The sequence below is a fragment of the Actinoplanes sp. CA-051413 genome, assembly GCF_050955795.1.
Taxonomy (GTDB): Bacteria; Actinomycetota; Actinomycetes; order Mycobacteriales; family Micromonosporaceae; genus Actinoplanes.
In genome coordinates, this window is the sequence record NZ_CP192100.1 from 4,196,575 (window position 1) to 4,212,139 (window position 15,565).

Annotated in this window: 12 protein-coding genes; 6 read left to right on the forward strand and 6 right to left on the reverse strand. The window is 73.0% G+C overall.

All coding sequences use genetic code 11. The features are described from left to right. Window positions 1-8 precede the first annotated feature (8 nt). The 3 genes from ACQP2Y_RS19540 to ACQP2Y_RS19550 are packed head-to-tail and all read right to left on the reverse strand — an operon-like array spanning window position 9 to window position 3,033. Window positions 9-818 (reverse strand): carbohydrate ABC transporter permease, encoded by an 810-nt coding sequence (locus ACQP2Y_RS19540; protein WP_433730233.1) that lies wholly within the window; start codon window positions 816-818, stop codon window positions 9-11. After that, a complete protein-coding gene (locus ACQP2Y_RS19545; protein WP_433730235.1) occupies window positions 815-1,771 on the reverse strand; it encodes a carbohydrate ABC transporter permease in 957 nt (318 codons plus the stop codon). The genes ACQP2Y_RS19540 and ACQP2Y_RS19545 overlap by 4 nt, the downstream gene beginning before the upstream one ends. Window positions 1,772-1,773: 2 nt before the next feature. Next, complete coding sequence (locus ACQP2Y_RS19550) at window positions 1,774-3,033, reverse strand: sugar ABC transporter substrate-binding protein (protein WP_433730237.1); 1,260 nt, start codon at window positions 3,031-3,033, stop codon at window positions 1,774-1,776. A gap of 74 nt (window positions 3,034-3,107) precedes the next feature. Between ACQP2Y_RS19550 and ACQP2Y_RS19555 the strand changes: the two genes are divergently transcribed. After that, window positions 3,108-4,184: a LacI family DNA-binding transcriptional regulator gene (locus tag ACQP2Y_RS19555; RefSeq protein WP_433730239.1), complete on the forward strand. Its 1,077-nt coding sequence runs from the start codon at window positions 3,108-3,110 to the stop codon at window positions 4,182-4,184. Between the two features lie 19 nt (window positions 4,185-4,203). On the opposite strand, the gene ACQP2Y_RS19560 is transcribed toward ACQP2Y_RS19555, so the two are convergent. Both ACQP2Y_RS19560 and ACQP2Y_RS19565 read right to left on the reverse strand, forming a co-directional pair. Next, window positions 4,204-4,872, reverse strand: a complete 669-nt coding sequence (locus ACQP2Y_RS19560; RefSeq protein WP_433730241.1) for a response regulator — start codon at window positions 4,870-4,872, stop codon at window positions 4,204-4,206. Then, window positions 4,869-5,978: a histidine kinase gene (locus ACQP2Y_RS19565; RefSeq protein ID WP_433730243.1), complete on the reverse strand. Its 1,110-nt coding sequence runs from the start codon at window positions 5,976-5,978 to the stop codon at window positions 4,869-4,871. Before ACQP2Y_RS19565 ends, ACQP2Y_RS19560 begins: the two co-directional genes overlap by 4 nt. A gap of 214 nt (window positions 5,979-6,192) precedes the next feature. On the opposite strand from ACQP2Y_RS19565, the gene ACQP2Y_RS19570 reads away from it, so the two are divergent. The 5 genes from ACQP2Y_RS19570 (at window position 6,193) to ACQP2Y_RS19590 (ending at window position 12,463) form a co-directional block, all read left to right on the forward strand. Then, the gene (locus tag ACQP2Y_RS19570) at window positions 6,193-8,370 is read left to right on the forward strand and encodes an MMPL family transporter (protein WP_433730245.1); all 2,178 of its coding nucleotides are present in this window, start codon (window positions 6,193-6,195) and stop codon (window positions 8,368-8,370) included. Between the two features lie 23 nt (window positions 8,371-8,393). Next, the gene (locus ACQP2Y_RS19575) at window positions 8,394-8,828 is read left to right on the forward strand and encodes a DUF6220 domain-containing protein (RefSeq protein WP_433730247.1); all 435 of its coding nucleotides are present in this window, start codon (window positions 8,394-8,396) and stop codon (window positions 8,826-8,828) included. Further along, window positions 8,825-10,627: a multicopper oxidase family protein gene (locus ACQP2Y_RS19580; protein ID WP_433730249.1), complete on the forward strand. Its 1,803-nt coding sequence runs from the start codon at window positions 8,825-8,827 to the stop codon at window positions 10,625-10,627. The genes ACQP2Y_RS19575 and ACQP2Y_RS19580 overlap by 4 nt, the downstream gene beginning before the upstream one ends. A gap of 27 nt (window positions 10,628-10,654) precedes the next feature. Beyond that, the gene (locus tag ACQP2Y_RS19585) at window positions 10,655-11,827 is read left to right on the forward strand and encodes a cytochrome P450 (RefSeq protein ID WP_433730251.1); all 1,173 of its coding nucleotides are present in this window, start codon (window positions 10,655-10,657) and stop codon (window positions 11,825-11,827) included. An 81-nt stretch (window positions 11,828-11,908) separates the two neighbouring features. Further along, window positions 11,909-12,463: a dihydrofolate reductase family protein gene (locus tag ACQP2Y_RS19590; RefSeq protein ID WP_433730253.1), complete on the forward strand. Its 555-nt coding sequence runs from the start codon at window positions 11,909-11,911 to the stop codon at window positions 12,461-12,463. A gap of 1 nt (window position 12,464) precedes the next feature. On the opposite strand, the gene ACQP2Y_RS19595 is transcribed toward ACQP2Y_RS19590, so the two are convergent. Continuing rightward, a complete protein-coding gene (locus ACQP2Y_RS19595) occupies window positions 12,465-15,503 on the reverse strand; it encodes a BTAD domain-containing putative transcriptional regulator (RefSeq protein WP_433730255.1) in 3,039 nt (1,012 codons plus the stop codon). Between the last annotated feature and the right edge of the window lie 62 nt (window positions 15,504-15,565).

Below are 15,565 nucleotides of genomic sequence, written 5' to 3' on the forward strand. Positions count from 1 at the left end.
GATTGTCCTCAGTCCTTGACGGCGCCGGCGGTGACGCCGGCGGCCACGTAACGCTGCGCCAGGATGAGCAGCAGCGTCGCGGGGATGGAGGCGACCACGGCGGTGGCCATGATGGCGTTCCATTGCTGGTTGTTGTTGCCGATGTAGCGGTAGATGCCGAGCGTGATGGGCTGGTGGTCGGCGCCGCCGGCCAGCGTGGTGGCGAAGACGAAGTCCGACCAGGCCCACAGGAACGCGAACAGCGAGACGGTTACCACGGCGTTGCGGCTGACCGGCAGCACGACCGACCAGAACGTGCGCAGCGGGCCGGCACCGTCCACGGTGGCCGCCGCGGTCAGCTCGTCCGGGATGCCGGACATGAACGCGGTGAAGATCAGCACGCCGAACGGGACGGCGATGGTCGAGTCGGCCAGGATCAGCCCGGCCGTGGTGTTGAGCACGCCGGCCTTGAGATAGATGGCGTAGAAGCCCATCGCCATGATGATCCCGGGGATCATCTGGGCGATCAGCAGCACGAAGCTCAGCGCGCCGCCGCCGCGCGGGCGCAGCTTGGCCAGCGAGTAGCCGGCCGGGGCGGACAGCACGACGGTGAGCAGGACGGTGCCGAGCCCGACGAGCAGGCTGGTGCCCAGGTACGGCAGCTGCTGGTCGAGCACCGCGCGGTAGCCCTCGAGGGTGGCGTCGAACGGGAACACGTGCGGCGGGCTGGCCCGCATGTCGGTGTCCTTGGTGAACGACACGTTGATCATCCAGTAGACCGGGAACAGCATGATCGCGGTCAGCACGACGCCGATGCCGGTCTTGAGCTGTCGGGTCATGCCTGCCTCCGCTGGATCCGGATGTAGATGAGCCCGCAGATCAGGGCCATCACGATCAGCAGGTTGCCGACCGCGGCGCCGGGACCGAACTCCGGCAGCAGATTGCCGAAGCTCAACCGGTACGACCAGGTGGCCAGCGTGGTGGACGAGTCCGTCGGCCCGCCCTTGGTCATGATCCAGATGATGTCGAAGACCTTGAGGGTGTAGACCAGCCCGAGCAGCAGCGTGATCGCCGAGACCGGCCGCAGCAGCGGGAACGTGACCCGCCAGAACGTCGACCAGCCGGACGCGCCGTCCAGCGCCGCCGCCTCGTAGATCTCGCCCGGGATCGCCCGCAGGCCGCTGTAGAGCACCACCAGGTTGAACGGCACACCGATCCAGATGTTCGCGATGATCACCGAGACCAGCGACCACTGCGGCGAGGTGAGCCAGTTGACCGGGTCCACCCCGAGGACACCCAGCGCGGCGTTGACGATGCCGGAGTCGCTGTTGAGCATCCACGACCAGGTCGAGGCCGAGACGATCAACGGCAACAGCCACGGTACGAGGAACAGCGCCCGCAACGTCGCCGACAACCGGAAGTTCTGGGCGAAGAACACGGCCAGAGCCATCCCGATGGCGAACTGGAAGACCAGCGAGACACCGGTGAACACGACGGTGTGCAGCAACGCCGGCCCGAAGCTGGGATCACCGAAGACCGTGCGGTAGTTGTCCAGCCCGCTGAACGGGGCATCACCCTGCACGAACGACCGCACGGTGTAGTGCCGCAGGCTCAGATCCAGGTTGCGGTAGAGCGGATAGGCGTAGAAGGCCAGCAGGTACACCACGACCGGCGCGAGGAAACCCCAGGCCGCCAGCTGCCGTGTCCGCCGCGCGCGCCGGGCCTGCGAGGCCCCGGCCCGCACCGGGGCGGTGGTCGCCGCCCCGGTACGGATCGTCGTGTCGTGGGCCATGGCTACTGCGTCGCCGCCGCTGCCGTCGACTGGGCCGCCTTGAGCGCGTCCTGCGGCGACTTGGAGCCGCTCAGCGCGGCCTGGAACGCGGTCCACAGCGGCTGGGAGATCTTCGGGTACTTGGTGCCGAGGTCGTCGCTGGTGCGGCCCTTGGCCGCCTTGACCGCCTCGACCCAGACCTTGAGCTCCGGCGTGGCCGCGACCTGCTTGTCCTGCACGGCCGCGGTGGCCGCGACGTAGGACAGCGTGGTGTCGGTCGTCAGCGCGTTGTCGGCGCTGGTCAGGCAGGTGATCAGCTTCTGCGAGACGGCGTAGCGGGCGGTGTCGGACTGCACCGGCGCGGTGACGAACTCGCCGCCGGTGGGCGCCGGGGCGGTGCCGCCGGCACTGGACGGGATCGCGATGATGCCGTAGTCGAAGCCGGTCTTCTTCGCGTTGGCCAGCTGCCAGGTGCCGTTCTCGCCGAACGCGTAGTCGCCGGTGGCGAACTCCTGCCAGCTCGTGGTCTGGGTGTTGTTGAGCACCGAGTTGGGTGCGTACCCCTGCTTGAGCCAGTCGGTCCACAGAGTCAGCGCCGAGACGGCCTGCGGGGAGTCGAGCTGGGTCAGGTTCGCACCGGAGCCCCAGTACCAGGGCAGGAACTGGAAGCTGCCCTCCTCCGTACCGATCGCCGAGAAGGTGATGCCCTTCTTGCCGGACTGCTTCACCTTGCCCAGGGCCGCGGTCAGCGCGGCCCAGTCCTTGATCTGGGCCGGGTCGACCCCGGCCTTGGTCAGCACGGCCTTGTTGTAGTAGAGCGCCAGCGTGTTGGCGCCGATCGGGATGCCGAAGGTCTTGCCGCCGCTCTGCCCGGCCGCCAGCAGGTTGGGCTCGACGCCGGCGGTGTCCAGCTTGGACTCCTCGGTGGTGGTCAGCGCGCCGGCCTCGGCCAGGGTGGAGACCACCGGGTTGTCGACGATCAGCACGTCGGGGGAGTTGTCCTGCTGGGCGGCGAGCAGCGCCTTGTTGGTCAGATCGGTGGTGTCGTAGCCGGTCCGCTTGACCGTGACCCCGGCGTCGGTGCCGCACTTGGTCAGCAGCTTCACCCACTCGGAGCTGTCGTCGAACTGCGGGTAGGGATCCCAGATCGTGTAGGTGCCGCTCGCCGCGCCGGAGGAACCCGAACCGGAGTCGGAGGACGAGCAGGCGACGGTGAGGCAGGCGGTCAGCGTCAGTGCGGCAGCGGCGCCGAGCCGTCGGCGGTTGCCGGGGGAAAGTCTCATCAAGTGCCCCTTGGGCCAGGGTGGGAGGAAACAAGGAAAACGATTGCCTTGAAGTTAGGGAGCACCTTGCGGCCATGTCAAGGGCTGATTACCGTGGGGTTACGCCGACCGCGAAAGCCCGGCAGGAAAACCTGGAGGAAACACTGACCACCATCGGACGGGCCGTCACCATCGCCGAGGTCGCCGCGCTCGCCGGGGTCTCCGTCGGCACCGCCTCCAAGGCCCTCAACGGCCGCGGCAGCCTGCGCCCGGAGACCCGGCAACGGGTCCGGGAGGCCGCCGACCGGCTCGGTTTCGTGGCCAACGCGGCGGCGCGCAGCCTGCACTCCGGGCGCACGTACACGGTCGGGATGATCACCACCGACAGCATCGGCCGGTTCAGCATCCCGCTGCTGATCGGCGCCGAGGACGCGCTGGGCGCCGGCCAGGTCTCGGTGTTCCTCTGCGACGCCCGGGACGACCCGATCCGCGAGCAGTACTACCTGCGTACGCTGCTGAGCCGCAACGTCGACGGCATCATCGTCACCGGCCGCCGCACCCAGGCCCGCGCGCCGATCGCCGCCGGCCTGCACGTGCCGGTGGTGTACGCGTTCATCAGCTCGGCCGACCCGCAGGACTGCTCGGTGGTCCCCGACGAGGCGGACGGCGCCCGCCGGGCGGTGCGGCACCTGCTGTCCACCGGCCGGCGCCGGATCGCGCACGTGACCGGCCCGGAGCACCACCACTCCGCGACGGTCCGGGCGGCCGCCACCGAGCAGACTTTGCGCGACGAGGGCCTCGACCTGGCGATACCGGTGCTGTTCGGCGAGTGGAGCGAGGCCTGGGGCCGCCAGGCAGCCGGCCTGCTGCTGGCCGCCGGTGCGGACGTCGACGCGATCTTCTGCGGCAGCGACCAGATCGCCCGCGGCGTCGCCGAGGCACTGCGCGAGGCCGGCCGGGCCATCCCCGGCGACGTCGCCCTGGTCGGCTTCGACAACTGGGACGTCATGGTCGACGGCTGCCGCCCCGCGCTGACCAGCATCGACATGGACCTGGAGGGCATCGGCCGGTCGGCCGCGGAGCTGCTGCTCGCGGCGATCAACGGCGATCCGGTACGCGGCAAGCGCACCCGGCCCTGCCGGCTGGTCCCACGCGCCTCCACAGCCCGCTGACCCGCCGGCCGAAGCGGGATCAACTGATGTGCGGAGTGACCAGACCCGACTCGTAGGCCAGGACCACGAGCTGGGCCCGGTCGCGGGCATGCAGCTTGGCCATCGCCCGGTTGATGTGGGTCTTGGCGGTCAGCGGGCTGATCACCAGGCGCTCGGCGATCTGGTCGTTGGACAGCCCCTGCGCCACCAGGGCGACGGCCTCACGTTCGCGGTTGGTCAGCTCCTTGAGCTGCGCGCCGGCGCCGGCGCCGGCGCGGCGCGGTTCGGTGACGTAGCGGCTGATCAGCTTGCGGGTGATCGACGGCGCCAGCAACGCGTCCCCGCGCGCGGCCACCCGGACGGCGTGCAGGAAGTCCTCCGGCACGATGTCCTTGACGAGAAACCCCGCGGCGCCGGCCCGCAGCGCGTCGAAGACGTACTCGTCCAGACCGTAGTTGGTCAGGATGACCACGTGCACCCCGGCCAGATCCGGGTCCGCGGCGATGCGCCGGGTCGTCTCGATGCCGTCCAGCACCGGCATCTGGATGTCGAGCAGGACGATGTCCGGCCGGTGCTCGCGGGCCAGGGCCAGACCCTGCAGGCCGTCGGCGGCCTCGGCCACCACCTCGATGTCGTCCTCCACGTCGAGCAGCGCGCGGAACCCGCTGCGCAGCAACGGCTGGTCGTCGACCAGCAGGACCCGGATCACGCGGTCCGGTCCACGGGCAGCTCGGCCTGCACGGTGAAACCGCCGCCGGTGCGGGGCTCCGCGCGCAGCCGCCCGCCCAGGGCGGTGACCCGCTCGCGCATCCCGAGCAGCCCGACGCCGGGCGTCGGGGCGCTGCCCGGCGTGGCCCGGCCGTCGTCGTCGACCTGGATCGCCAGCCCGTCCGGGCGGTAGTGGATCCGGACCGACGCGGTCGCGGCGGCGGCGTGCCGGGCGATGTTGGTGAGCGACTCCTGCACGATCCGGTACGCGGTCCGGTCCACCGCCGCCGGCACGTCCTGCCGGGCTCCCTCGATCGTCAGCGTCGCGTCCAGCCCGGACGCCCGGGCCCGCTCCACCAGCTCCGGGACGTGACCGACACCCTGCGGCGGGGTGGTGCCGTCGTCGCGCAACGCCTCCAGGGTCGCCCGCAGCTCCCGGGTCGCCTCCCGGCCGGCCTCGCGGATCGCCAGCAGGGACTCCGGCACCTCCTCGCCCCGCTTGCGGGCCACGTGCACGGCGGCCTCGGCCTGCACCTTGATCACCGAGATCTGGTGGGTGAGCGAGTCGTGCAGCTCCCGCGCGATGTGCAGCCGTTCCTCGTCGGCGCGGCGCCGCGCGGTCTCCTCCCGGGTGCGTTCGGCCTCGTCGGCCCGCCGCTCGGCCTGCCGCAGCGCCTCACCGGCGGCGCCGGCCGCGATCAGCCAGGCCAGCTCCAGCGCACTGCGGGCCCGGGTGAACGCCTCACCCAGGTCGTGCAGGGACACCAGGGCCGCGAACGGCAGCGCGGCCAGCATGGCCACCGACACCACGATCGTGAGCCTGCGGCGTCCGGCCCGGACGGCGGCGTACACGGCGAACAGGTACGCCACGGCGGGCACGTCGAACCCGGCCGCCTGCCAGCCCACCGCGCACAGCCCGGTGACGACCAGCACCGCTACGGGAGCCCGCCGGCGCGCGGCCAGCGCCAGGCCGGCCACGACCAGCAGCACGTAGCCCAGCGGGTCGAGATCCGTGGCGGGCCGGCCGGACAGCCCGCCGGTCAGCAGCGCCCCCGCGATGCCGACGGCGATCGCCCAGTCGGTGACCGCGGCCCGTCTCCTGCTCATGGCCGCACCCTAACCGCAAAGTCGCCGCGAGCGAGTCCTGCCCGGGGACGAGCGGACGACTACCGCAGCCGCGGTACATGCGCCGTTTCTGCTGCGTCCGCGGCAGCCGGCTGCGGCATCGGTGGCACCGCGAAGCGTCTGCGGCTGCCGGACGATCCGCGCCGCTCCCGGCGACAGGATCAGGCCACACCCGCAGAACCCGAGGAGAGCGACGATGCCCACCGAGACCCCACCCGCGGACGGCGCCTTGGCCCGGCTGGCCCGCTTCTGTTTCCGGCGGCGCCGCCTGGTGCTGCTGACCTGGATCCTCGGGGTGCTCGCCGTGTCGGTCCTGGGCTTCGGCTTCGGCGCGGACGCCGACAACGCGTACTCCGGGGGTGGGTCGGACTCGGCCAAGGCCCAGCTGCTGATCGAGCGGCACTTCCCGCAGCAGCAGGGTGACACGCTCACGCTGGCTGTCCGGGCGGACCGGGGGATCGACGACCCGGCCACCCGGCAGCGGATCGAGCGGGTCCTCGCCGAGCTGGACGCCGCCGCGGTCACCGGGCCGGTGGTCTCGCCGTACGCCGACCCGGCGCTGGTGACACCGGACCGCCGGATCGCGCGCACGACCATCCCGCTGACCGGCCGGGAACTGCCCAAGGCCGACGTCGTGCCACTGGTGGACGCGGTCAAGGCGGCCTCCGGGGACGGCCTGACGCTGGGGCTGGGCGGCGAGGCGGCGGAGAAGGCCGAGACACCGCCGCAGGGCCCGGCGGAGGGCGTGGGCCTGCTGGCCGCGGCCGTGATCCTGTTCATCGCGTTCGGGTCGCTGGTCGCGATGGGCCTGCCGATCGTCACCGGGCTGCTGGCCGTGATCGGCGGCGTGGCCCTGATGAAGATCGTGGTACACGTGGTGCCGGCGCCGGACTTCACCGTGCTGGTCGCCGTGCTGATCGGCCTCGGCGTCGGCATCGACTACGCGCTGTTCATCCTGACCCGCTACAAGGACAGCCTGCACGACGGCGACGATCCCGAGCACGCCACGGTCAAGGCCATCACCACCGCGGGTCACGCGGTGCTGTTCGCCGGCACCACCGTGCTGATCGCGCTGCTGGGACTGATCGCCATGGGACAGCGGATGATGACCGGCGTGGCCATCGGCGCCTCGGTGACCGTGCTCGTGACGATGGTCGCCGCGGTGACCCTGCTGCCGGCATTCCTGGGCTTCACCGGCCACAAGATCAACTCATTGCGGCTGCCGCGCCGCACTCTGCGCACCCGCCGTGCCGCGGGTGTCCCGCCGCGGGAACGCCGGGCCCTCGCCGAGCGCTGGGCCGGCGTGGTGCAGCGCCGGCCGGTCGTCGCCGCGCTGTTGGCCGGCGCACTGCTGCTGGTGCTCGCCGCGCCCGCGCTGTCGATGCGGCTCAGCCTTCCCGACGCCAGTGTCCAGCCGCACGACCGCAGCAGCTACACCTCGTACGAAATTGTCTCGGAGGGTTTCGGCCCCGGCTACGGCGCACCCCTGATCTTCGCCACCCGGATCGGCTCGCCGGACACCGACCTGGGTCCCGTCGTCGCGGCGGTCCGCGCGACCGGCGGCATCGCCTACGCCACGCCGCCGCGGGTCAGCCAGGACGGGCAGGCCGCCACCTTCATGGCCTTCCCCCGGACCGGATACCAGGACGAGGCGACCACGGAGCTGGTGCACGAGCTGCGCGACGACGTCCTGCCCCGGGCATCCGGCGGCGGCGAGGTCTACATCGGCGGCCCGAACGCCGCCACCATCGACTTCGCCGAGGAGGTGAGCTCCCGCCTGCCCCTGATGATCGGCGTCGTCATCGTGCTGTCCCTGCTGCTGCTGATCGTGCTGGTCCGCTCGGTCACGATCGCCCTGCAGGCCGCGGTGATGAACCTGCTGTCCATCGGCGCCGCGTACGGCGTCCTGGTCGCAGTCGTGCAGTGGGGCTGGCTGGGCACCGCGCTCGGGTTCCCCACCGGCATGCCGATCACCACCTGGGTCCCGATGATGATGTTCCCGCTGCTGTTCGGCCTGTCGATGGACTACGAGGTCTTCCTAATCTCCCGGATCCGCGAGGAGTACGAGCGCACCGGCGACACCCGCCGGGCCGTGACCCGGGGCCTGGCCCGGACTGCGAAGGTCATCACGGCCGCGGCCGCCATCATGATCGCCGTCTTCACCACCGCCCTGCTCGGCCCGGACGTCTCGGTCAAGCAGATCGGCCTGGGCATGGCCGTCGCGGTGCTCATCGACGCCACCGTCGTCCGGATGGTCCTCGTTCCCGCGGTGATGGAGCTGTGCGGCAACGCCAACTGGTGGATGCCCGGGCGCCGGGCACCGCGGGCGGCCCCGCCGGCACCGGCCGGCATCCGTGAAGACGCCACAGTCTGACCGTCCTGACAGGAGTGATCCAGATGCGCAAGGTCTTCGTCATCAGCAGCGCGTTCGTCGTGATCGCCGTGCTGACCCAGTTCTACCTGGCCGGGGTCGGCGGATTCAGCCGGCCGGCCACCACCGACTCGTGGACGGCCCACCGCGCCGGCGCCCTGGCCGTCATGGGGGTGGTGCTGCTCAACATCGTCGTCGCGGCGCTGGCGCGGGCCGGTGGGCGGGTCGTCGCGTTCGCCGCGCTGCCGCTCGGGCTGGTCGTCGTGCAGTTCGTGCTGGTCGCGCTGAGCAACGCGCTGGGCGGCAGCCAGGACGACCGCACCGGCCTGCCGCTGTACGTGGTCGCCCTGCACGTGCTCAACGGCCTGGCCATCCTCGGCACCGCCGTCACCGGCCTGATGAACGCCCGCCGCCTGGCCGCCGGGGCGGTCACCGGCACCCCGCGGACCCACGCGGCATGAACGTGGTGCTGGTTCTCGACCTGCTCCTGCTGGTCGTCGCGGCCGGCCTGTGGGTGGCGGCCTGGCCGTTGCGCGACGCCCGGGCTGGCACCCCGCTGCTGATGGCGGCCGTGCTGGCCACGGTGGGGCGGGCCGCCGTGGTGGTCGCCCTCGGCCGGGCCGGCTGGTGGTTCCTGCCGGACCGGCTGGTGACCGCGGTCCCGCTGACGCTGCTGGCGGTGGTGGCCGGGATCGCGGTGACCCGCCGCCGGAAACCCGCGGTGCCGGTGCTGATCGCGGCGGCGTACCTGGCGGTCGCCGGCCTGGCGGTGCAGCTGCTGGTCGGATATCCGGTCACGGCCGGCGGGCTCGTGGCCGTCCTCGGCCCCGGCGCGGCGGCTCTGCTGGCCTGGCGGCTGCAGGCCCGAGCGGCCCGGATCGCGGTGGTGGCCGCCGCAGCCGTCGCGCTGCTGGCTGCGGGGGTCACGGCCGCCGCCGGCAGCCGGTTGCCCGACCGGCTCCACCACCATGCCGAGCACGGCGTGTCCGTCGCCGACCTGCGGGGCCCGGCCCGCCCGCCGACCCGCACGTTCACGCTCACCGCCCGCGCCGCGGTGGTCACGCTGCCCTCCGGGACGACGGTGGACGCCTGGACCTTCAACGGCTTGCTGCCGGGCCCCGAACTGCGGGTGACCCAGGGCGACGTCGTCGAGGTGGTCCTGCGCAACGAGTTGCCGGACACGGGGGTCACTCTGCACTGGCACGGCTACGACGTGCCGGCCGGCGAGGACGGCGTCGCCGGGGTCACCCAGGACGCGGTCCCGCCGGGCGGCACGTTCACCTACCGGTTCGTGGCCGAGGACGCCGGCACCTACTGGTACCACTCGCACGAGCTGTCCAGCACGGCCGTCCGCAAAGGGCTCTACGGCACCCTGGTGGTGGACCCCGCTGGGACCCGGCCGGCGGAGACGGATCTCGTCCTGCCCGTGCACCGATTCGACGGCGGCGTGACCGTCCTCGGCGGATCGGACCGGCGTGAGACCCGTGACGTGCCCGCGGGCCGGCCGGTCCGGCTGCGGCTGATCAACACCGACAACAACGCGCACCGGGTGGCGGTCAGCGGGACGTCGTACACCGTGGGGGCGATCGACGGCCGGGACCTCAACGGTCCGGCCTCGCTGACGGCCGAGACCACGCTGCGGCTGCCGGCCGGTGGTCGCTACGACGTGCTGTTCACCATGCCTGCGGGGGCTGTGCACGTCATGGTGGACGGGCGGGAGTCCGAGGGGCTGCTGCTGGGCGCCGGTGCCGCACCCGCGCACCCGGACGGGACCGAGCTGGACATCACCCGCTACGGCACGCCCGCCCGCGGACCGTTCGGCCGCTACGACAAGGACTACACGCTGGTGCTGGACCGGCTGATCCGGTTCCTGGACGGGGTGCCCGGGTACGCGTACACGGTCAACGGCGACGTCTACCCGGACATCGCGCCGCTGCTGGTGGATGAGGGTGATGCCGTACGCACCACCGTGGTCAACCGTGGCACCGACAGCCACCCCATGCACCTGCACGGCCACCACGTGCTCGTGCTGTCCCGCAACGGGCGCGCGGTGAGCGGCAGTCCGCTGTGGCTGGACACGTTCGACGTGCTGCCCGGCGAGGTGTGGCAGGTGGCGTTCCGGGCCGACAACCCCGGGATCTGGCTCGACCACTGCCACAACCTGCCGCACGCCCGGCAGGGGATGGTGCTGCACGTGGCGTACCGGGGAGTGACGTCACCGTTCGCCGTCGGCCGGCGCACCCCGAACCATCCCGAATGAGCCATCCCGGACCGTTACCGTGCGGGGGTGGATGTCGACTTCGCCGATCCCGGGTTCGTGCGCGACCCGTACCCGCGGCTCGCCCGGCTGCGCGAGCAGGCGCCGGTGAGCTGGCACGCCCCGACCGGCCGGTGGCTGGCCGCCGGGCACGCCGCCGTCGAGGGCGTGCTGCGCGACCGCCGCCTCGGCCGGTCCTGGCGCGATCGTGAGCCCGCCGCGGTCTACGAGCCGTTCAACCTGCTGCACCGCAACCAGATGATGGAGAACGAGCCGCCGGTGCACACCCGGTTGCGGTCGCTGGTCGCCCGGGCCTTCACCCGCGGGCACGTCGAGCGGCTCGGCCCGGCCGTCGCCGCCGAGGCCGCTGCCCTGCTGGCCGCCACCGGCCCGGAGTTCGACCTGCTGGCCGAGGTTGCCGAGCCGCTCGCCGTCACGGTCATCGCCGAGCTGCTCGGGGTGCCGCCCGCCGACCGGCACCGGCTGCGGCCCTGGTCGGCGGCGATCGTGCGGATGTACGAGGTGTCGCCGACCCCGCAGACCGAGGCGGCGGCCCTGTCCGCGAGCCAGGAGTCCGCCGACTACCTGCGCGACCTGGCCGAGCGTCGCCGGGCCGAGCCGCGCGACGACCTCGTCAGCCGGCTGGTGGCGGTCCGCGACGGCACTGACCGGCTCTCCGCCGACGAGCTGGTGGCCTCGGCGATCCTGCTGCTCAACGCCGGCCACGAGGCCTCGGTGAACGCGCTCGGCGGCGGCATGGTGGCCCTGCTGCGGCATCCGGACCAGCTCGCGCGGCTGCGCGCCGACCGGGGGCTGCTCCCGGCCGCGACCGAGGAGATGATCCGGTACGACCCGCCGCTGCACATGTTCATCCGCACCGCCGCGGCCGACGTCGAGCTGGCCGGAGTCACGGTTCCCGCCGGCGCCGAGGTGGCCGCGCTGCTCGGCGCCGCCAACCGCGACCCGGCCGTGTTTGCCGACCCGGACACGTTCGACGTGGGCCGCGACCCGAACCCGCACGTGGGCTTCGGCGCCGGCCTGCACTTCTGCCTCGGCGCGCCGCTGGCCCGCCTCGAGCTGCGTACGGCCGTGGCCGCCCTGCTCGACCACGTGCCCCGCCTGGAGCTGGCCGCGGAGCCGGTCCAGCGCCTGACTTTCGTCCTGCGCGGTTACACCGCCGTCCGGCTGACCAAGCGGCCGTAGCCGCACCTGAAGAGAACCGTAAGTGCGCCCGGACATGATCAGTAGGTCAGCACGGCACACCACTGATTCAGGAGAATTCCGATGCGCAAGCTCATCAACTCGACCTACGTCACCCTCGACGGCGTCATCGAGAACCCGATGTGGACCGGGCCCTACTTCGACGACGAGGCCGGCGCCTTCGCCGGCTCGCAGACCGAGCGGGCCGACGCGCTCCTGATGGGCCGGGTCACCTACGACGGCATGTCGGCGGCGTGGCCGGCCATGGACGAGAGCGACCCGAGCACCGGCGCGGCCTACTTCAACAGCGTCAAGAAGTACGTCGCGTCGACCACCCTGACCGACCCCACCTGGAACAACACCGAGGTGTTGCAGGGTGACCTGATCGCCGCAGTCACCGCGCTCAAGGCCCAGGACGGCCAGGACATCCTGCAGTACGGCTACGGCTCGGTCACCGCCCAGCTGGTCGCGGCCGGGCTGGTCGACGAGGTCCGCTTCTGGATCCACCCGGTGCTCGAGGGCGGCGACTCGCTGAGCAGCCCGCTCAAGGACGTCAAGACCTCGTTCGAGCTGATCGACACCAAGGTCATGAAGAGCGGCGTGATCATCGCGTCGTACCGGCCGAAGACGGTCGCCTGACTCAGGCCGCGATGAGGGCCCGGGCGTCGTCCGGGCCCAGCCGGCTGCCCTCGGCGAGCAGCGCCGAGAAGCGTTCCTGGCCCAGCGCGGTCACGACGCGGGCGGTGACCCGATCGGTCTCGTCGCGTTCCGCCGGGGCCGCGGGGGCCTCCAGTGCCGCCCGGGTCGCGGCCGCGGCACCCAGCAGCCGGGCGGCCACCTCCGGTGCGGCCACCGCCGACGCCATGCCCTCCAGGGCCATGACGGCGTCGCGCGGCGCGTCCATCGTCCGCGCGGCCGCGAAGGCCTCCAGGTGCAGCGCCAGCCCGGCCGCCGGGTCACCGCTCTGCTCGGCCGCGTAACCGAGCTCGACCAGGATCATCGGCAGGTACAGGGCCGGCTGCGCCTCGGCCCGGCCCCGCTCGGCGATGGCGCCGAGGTGATGCAGCGCCGGTGCCAGGTCGCCGGTGCGGCGGGCGGCCATGCCGAGGCTCATGCCGGCGAAGACCATCGCGGCCGGCGCGTCCTGCTCCGCCGCCAGCCGGTACGCGCGCTCGCCTAGCTCCCGGGCCCGCGCATAGTCGCGGTTCTGCACCGCCAGCCAGGCCAGCCAGGACAGCTTGCCGCCCACGTCCGGCCACAGCGCCAGCTCCTCGGCCCAGCCCAGACCCTGCTCGTGCAGGGCCGCCGCCCCCTCGTGATCACCCCGCATCTCGAGCAGGCCGCCCAGCCAGTCGTTGGCCTGCAGCTGACCCCAGCGGTCGCCCAGCTCGGCGAACAGCGCGCCGCTGCGGGTCCCGGTGCGCTCCAACTCGGCCAGGTCGCCGCGGACGTGGGCCAGCTTGGCCCGGGTGCTGAGCACCGCGGCCTCGGTCCACCGGTCCTCGAACACCGTGGGCAGCAGCTCCGCCGCCAGGGTGACCTCGCCGCGGTCGAGCACCGCGTTCGCCACGAACCACGCCGCCCGGTCGCCCGGGTGCGCGGCCAGCGCGGCGCGGATCTCCTCGGCCACAACCGGAGCCCCCTGCAACAGCGCGAACCCAACCCGCCAGGCCGCCGCCTGCGCCTGCTCGGCCGCGCTGCCGTCGTGAGCCAGGGCCCGGCGGGCCTCGGTGAGCCGGCCGCGCAGGATCCAGTACCAGGTCAGCGCGTTGGCCAGCCGCAACCCGCCGCCGTGGGCCAGGGCCGCGCGCAGGTTCGCCGTCTCGGCGTCCAGCCGGGCCAGCCACTGCTGCTGGTCGGCGCCGCGCAGGTGCGGGTCGGCCTGTTCGGCCAGTGCGGTGTAGTAGGCCGTGTGCTGGGCCCGTACCGCTTTCAGGTCCGGCAGGCGCTCCAGGCCGAACGCCGCGATGGACTCGAGCAAGCGGTAGCGCGGCTCGGCGCCGCTGTCGTCGGGCACCACCAGCGACCGGTCCACCAGCCGGGCCAGCGCGTCCAGGTCCGCCCCGCAGACCTCCTCGGCCGCCTCGGTCGTGCAGCCGTCGGCGAAGACCGCCAGCCGGGCCAGCACCTGCTGGTCCGCGGCGTCGAGCAGCTCCCAGCTCCAGCCGATCACCGCGGTCAGCGTCCGCTGCCGGTCCGGCCGGTCCCGCTGCGCGGTGCTGAGCAGCCGGAACCGGTCGTCGAGCCGGTCCACCACGCCGGTCACGCCGAGCGACCGCACCCGGGTGGCGGCCAGTTCCAGCGCCAGCGGCAGCCCGTCCAGGCGCCGGCAGAGCTGCGCGACCGCGGGTGCGGTGCGCTCGTCGAGCCGGAAGTTGCGCTGGTGGGCGGCGGCCCGCGCGGTGAAGAGCCGGGCCGCGGCGGACCGGCGGACCGCGTCCAGGTCCCCGCCGTCCGGTACGGCCAGCAGCGGCACCTCCCACAGCACCTCCCCGGTCAGCCCGAGGGGTTCGCGGCTGGTGGCGAGCACCGTGACCCCGGTCGCCTCCCGCAACACCCGGGCGACCAGCGCGGCGGCCGGCTCGATCACGTGCTCGCAGTTGTCCAGCACGATCAGCAGCTGCCGGTCCCGCAGCGCCACGGTCAGCCGGTCGTCGGGGGCGACACTGGCTCCGGTCGCCTCGTGCACACCCAGCGTGGCCAGCACCCGCTCGGCGATGCCCGGGTCACCGGCCGGCAGCGGCGCCAGCTCGACCAGGTGCACGCCGTCGGGGAACGTCTGCTCCCGGGCCACCTCGGTGGCCAGCCGGGTCTTGCCGACGCCGCCCGGCCCGATCAGCGTGACCAGCCGCTGCCCCGGGACGAGCGTGCGCAGCTCGGCGAGCGCCTCGGCCCGCCCGACCAGCTCGTCCAGCCGGGCCGGCAGGCTGTTGCGGATGATGGCGGCCTTCGGCGGCGGGCTCAGCGCGGAATCCTGCTCCAGGATCTTGCGGTGCAGGGCGGCCACCTCGGGGCCGGGGTCCAGCCCCAGCTCGTCGGCGAGACGTTCGCGCAGGTCGGCGTAGCTGTCCAGGGCCTCGGTCTGGCGGCCGGCGGCGTACAGGGCGCGCAGGTGCAGGGCCCGCAGGCTCTCGCGCAGCGGATGGCGGGCGACCAGCTCGGCCAGCTCGGCGGCGACCAGATCGTGCTCGCCGCGGGCCAGCCGCGCGTCGGCGAGCCGCTCGCGCACGGTGAGGCGCTGCTCGGTCAGCCTGGTGGCCTCGGCCCGGACGAACTCCTCGTCCGCCATGTCGGCGTAGGCGTCCCCGCGCCACAGCTTCAGGGCGGAGGTCAGCGTCTCCACGTCGCTCGCGCCGGCCAGCGCGGTGAAGTGGTCCGCGTCCACCTCCGCGGTCCGCAGCACGTATCCGGGGGAGCGGGACTCGACCAGGTCGCGGGCGCCGGGCTCGGCGTCGTTGAGCGCCTTGCGCAGTTGCGAGACGCGCACCTGCAGCGCGCCGAGCGGGTTGGCGGGCACGTCCTCGGCCCACAGGTCGTCGATCAGCCGGTCCGCCGACACCACCTGGTTGCGGTTGGCCAGCAGGTCGGCCAGCAGGACCCGCACCTTGGCGCCGGGCACGACAACCGGCTCGCCGGCGTCGGTGGTGACCGCCAGCGGCCCGAGCACGCCGAATCGCATGGCGCAAACCCTACAAGCGGGCAGCGGACCGCAAGTGAACCGTAGGAGCCGGCCGCCATCGT

Coding starts and splice junctions, on each gene's coding strand:
- ACQP2Y_RS19540 (WP_433730233.1), bottom strand. CDS start 818: ATGACCCGACAGCTCAAGACCGGCATCGGCGTCGTGCTGACCGCGATC.
- ACQP2Y_RS19545 (WP_433730235.1), bottom strand. CDS start 1,771: ATGGCCCACGACACGACGATCCGTACCGGGGCGGCGACCACCGCCCCG.
- ACQP2Y_RS19550 (WP_433730237.1), bottom strand. CDS start 3,033: ATGAGACTTTCCCCCGGCAACCGCCGACGGCTCGGCGCCGCTGCCGCA.
- ACQP2Y_RS19555 (WP_433730239.1), top strand. CDS start 3,108: ATGTCAAGGGCTGATTACCGTGGGGTTACGCCGACCGCGAAAGCCCGG.
- ACQP2Y_RS19565 (WP_433730243.1), bottom strand. CDS start 5,978: ATGAGCAGGAGACGGGCCGCGGTCACCGACTGGGCGATCGCCGTCGGC.
- ACQP2Y_RS19570 (WP_433730245.1), top strand. CDS start 6,193: ATGCCCACCGAGACCCCACCCGCGGACGGCGCCTTGGCCCGGCTGGCC.
- ACQP2Y_RS19575 (WP_433730247.1), top strand. CDS start 8,394: ATGCGCAAGGTCTTCGTCATCAGCAGCGCGTTCGTCGTGATCGCCGTG.
- ACQP2Y_RS19580 (WP_433730249.1), top strand. CDS start 8,825: ATGAACGTGGTGCTGGTTCTCGACCTGCTCCTGCTGGTCGTCGCGGCC.
- ACQP2Y_RS19590 (WP_433730253.1), top strand. CDS start 11,909: ATGCGCAAGCTCATCAACTCGACCTACGTCACCCTCGACGGCGTCATC.
- ACQP2Y_RS19595 (WP_433730255.1), bottom strand. CDS start 15,503: ATGCGATTCGGCGTGCTCGGGCCGCTGGCGGTCACCACCGACGCCGGC.